This is a genomic window from Terrabacter sp. P5_B1 (genome assembly GCF_056400505.1).
On record NZ_JBFULD010000434.1, the window covers coordinates 1 to 2,879 of the forward strand.

A 2,879-nucleotide genomic window follows, 5' to 3' on the forward strand; every position below is an offset into this window, starting at 1 on the left:
GACGAGCACCCCGTCGCCGTCGAGGGCGGTGCCGGCGTGGAGCACGACGACGCCCGGCACCTCGGCCGCGGCGTCGAGTCCCGTGATGTGGTCCCCGGCGCGCGGGGCAGCGGGGTAGCCGGCCGAGGCGACGACCACGACGACGGCGTGGTCAGCGGACCAGCGGAGCCGGCCGAAGTCGGCGAGGCCACCGGTGGCGGCAGCGAGGAGCAGCTGGGCGAAGGGCGTCTCGAGCCGGGCGAGCGACGCCTGGCCGTCAGGGTCGCCGAAGCGCGCGTTGAACTCGATCACCCGCGGGCCGCGACGGGTGAGGGCGAGGCCGACGTAGAGGACGCCGACGAAGGGCGTGCCACGGCGGCGCATCACGTCGATGGTCGGCTGCGCCACGCGCCGGACGATCTCGTCGGTCAGCCCGGCCGGCGCCCAGTCCAGCGGAGAGTAGGCGCCCATCCCACCGGTGTTGGGGCCGGCGTCGTCGTCACCGACGCGCTTGAAGTCCTGCGCGGGTGCGAGCGCGACGACGGTCTCGCCGTCGCTGATGCAGAAGACCGACACCTCCGGCCCGTCGAGGAACTCCTCGACGACGAGCCGGCCGTCGGGCTTGGCGAGACAGGCACGGGCGTGCTCGACGGCGACCTCGCGCGAGTCGGTGACGACGACGCCCTTGCCCGCGGCGAGCCCGTCGTCCTTGACGACGTGCGGGGCGCCGAGGGCGTCGACGGCCGCCTCGACCTGCTCCATCGTCGTGCACACGTGGGCCAGGGCGGTCGGCACGTCGGCAGCGGCCATGACCTCCTTGGCGAAGGACTTGCTCCCCTCGAGACGGGCCGCCTCTGCCGACGGCCCGAAGACGGCGAACCCGGCCTCACGGCATACGTCGGCRACGCCTGCGACGAGCGGTGCCTCGGGGCCCACGACGACGAGGTCGACCCCGTGCTCGCGCGCGACGGCGGCGACCGCGTCCCCATCGAGGATGTCGACGGGGACGCAGAGGGCGGTGACGTCGATGCCCGGGTTGCCCGGCGCGGCGATGACCGCGTCGACCTCGGGATCGGCCGCGACGGCCTTGACGAGAGCGTGTTCACGGGCGCCTGAGCCGAGCACGAGGACCTTCACGGCGCCCAGCCTAGGGTGCGCCCAGGCGAGCCAGCAGGCCTGCCCGGACCGTGGGCCACTCGTCGACGAGGATCGAGTGCACCGCGCTGTCCCGCCAGGTGCCGTCGGGCCGGCGCACGTCGCGACGGGTGACGCCCTCGAAGACCGCCCCCAGCTTGAGGATGGCTGCCCGCGACCGGGCGTTGATGACGTCGGTCTGGATCTTCACCCGCCCGAAACCGCACGTCTCGAAGGCGTGCTCGAGGAGCAGGAGCTTGCTCTCCGGGTTGACCTGCGTGCCCCACCAGCGCGAGCCGTACATCGTCCACCCCAGGTGCACGTGCTCGCGTCCGGTGTCGACGTCACCGAGCGAGCTCGAGCCGACGATCGTGCCCGCCGGGCCGAGGTCGCCGTCGGCGACGAGCCTGATCGTGTATGCCGTCCGGCCCGTCCCGTCGGTGCCGCGGGCCTCCGCCGCGGCCGCGACGAGCGCTTCGGTGTCGGCCACCGTCCGGTGGGGCTGCATCATCGCGAAACCCTGTTCGTAGCAGCGGGGGTCGGAGTAGATGGCGAAGAGTCCGGCGGCGTCCGCGGCCGTCGTCACGTCGAGCCGGACGAACCGTCCGACGAGCGGCACGCCAGTTGGCGGCATACAGGCCTTTGTGGGCATGAAGGGACAGTAGACTTGATGGTTCCCGCGCCGCCCGAGGCGTCCCTCAGAGTCCTTGGATGTCAGTGAGCACTTCGAACGCATCGTCACAGCGGAGCAGCGCGCCCGGTTCGCGCGACGTCTCACCCGTGTCGACCAAGAGCATGCCCGACGAGCTGGCCCGCGAGATTGCCGTCGAACAGGCGCATGTGGACCGTGTCCACGAGGAGCTGGAGAAGGCCGGCGTGCGCGCCGACAGCGTCCAGGCCGAGGGCCTCGCCCGCAGCCAGTTCGGCCGTCAGGTCGAGGTCGGCGACGCCGAGGGGGCCGCCCTCTTCGAGCGTGACGCGCTGATGTTCCACGCCGCGAAGCGACGCACCGCGCTCGACACCCAGTACGAGGGGCTCGTCTTCGGCCGCCTCGACATCGACCACGCCATGCTGCGCGCCGCGGCCATCCACAGCAACGGTCACGGCAACAGCCACGGCAACGGCCAGCGCCCGCCGTCCGAGGCGACTGGCGGCGCCGGCAGCGCTGCCGGGGACGGCGGGGACGGCGCCGGCGGCGACCGCGAGGTTCGCTACATCGGGCGCCTCGGCGTCCGCGACGACGACTACGAGCCGCTCGTCATCGACTGGCGCGCACCGGCGGCGTCCGCCTTCTACCGGGCGACGCCGACCCAGCCGATGGGCGTGCTCCGCCGTCGCGTCCTGCGCAGCAAGGGCACCACCGTCATCGGCATCGAGGACGACCTCATGGTCCCGGAGGCCCCGGACGACCTCGTCGTCGTCGGCGACGGCGCCCTCATGGCGGCCCTGACCCGCAGCCGCGGCGGTCGCATGCGTGACATCGTCGCCACGATCCAGGCCCACCAGGACGAGGCGATCCGCGCCAGCGCGCGCGGCATCACCGAGATCACGGGCGGCCCGGGCACCGGCAAGACCGTCGTCGCGCTGCACCGCGCGGCCTACCTGCTCTACTCCGACCGGCGGCGGTTCGAGTCGGGCGGCATCCTCGTCGTCGGCCCGTCGGGTGCCTACACGGCATACATCGAGCGGGTGCTCCCGTCGCTCGGCGAGGAGAGCGTCATCCTGCGCGCCCTCGGCGACGTCCTCGACGTCGTGCACACCGAGCG

The 2,879-nt window shown here is 73.1% G+C and carries 3 protein-coding genes; 1 reads left to right on the forward strand and 2 read right to left on the reverse strand.

Going from position 1 to position 2,879, the window contains the following annotated elements; translation table 11 throughout:
• Together purD and AC1DP0_RS20465 are read right to left on the reverse strand one after the other, a co-directional pair.
• A partial coding sequence (purD, locus tag AC1DP0_RS20460) for a phosphoribosylamine--glycine ligase (protein ID WP_478088147.1) occupies positions 1 to 1,116 on the reverse strand: 1,116 nt, incomplete at its 3' end.
• A 10-nt stretch (positions 1,117 to 1,126) separates the two neighbouring features.
• Positions 1,127 to 1,747 (reverse strand): GNAT family N-acetyltransferase, encoded by a 621-nt coding sequence (locus AC1DP0_RS20465; protein ID WP_478088149.1) that lies wholly within the window; start codon positions 1,745 to 1,747, stop codon positions 1,127 to 1,129.
• Positions 1,748 to 1,893: 146 nt separating this feature from the next.
• On the opposite strand from AC1DP0_RS20465, the gene AC1DP0_RS20470 reads away from it, so the two are divergent.
• The coding region (locus tag AC1DP0_RS20470) for a helicase domain-containing protein (RefSeq protein WP_478088151.1) at positions 1,894 to 2,879 on the forward strand (986 nt) is incomplete at its 3' end.

Bases quoted from the DNA above. Each gene is read 5' to 3' on its own strand.
- AC1DP0_RS20465 (WP_478088149.1), bottom strand. From the start codon at position 1,747: ATGCCGCCAACTGGCGTGCCGCTCGTCGGACGGTTCGTCCGGCTCGAC.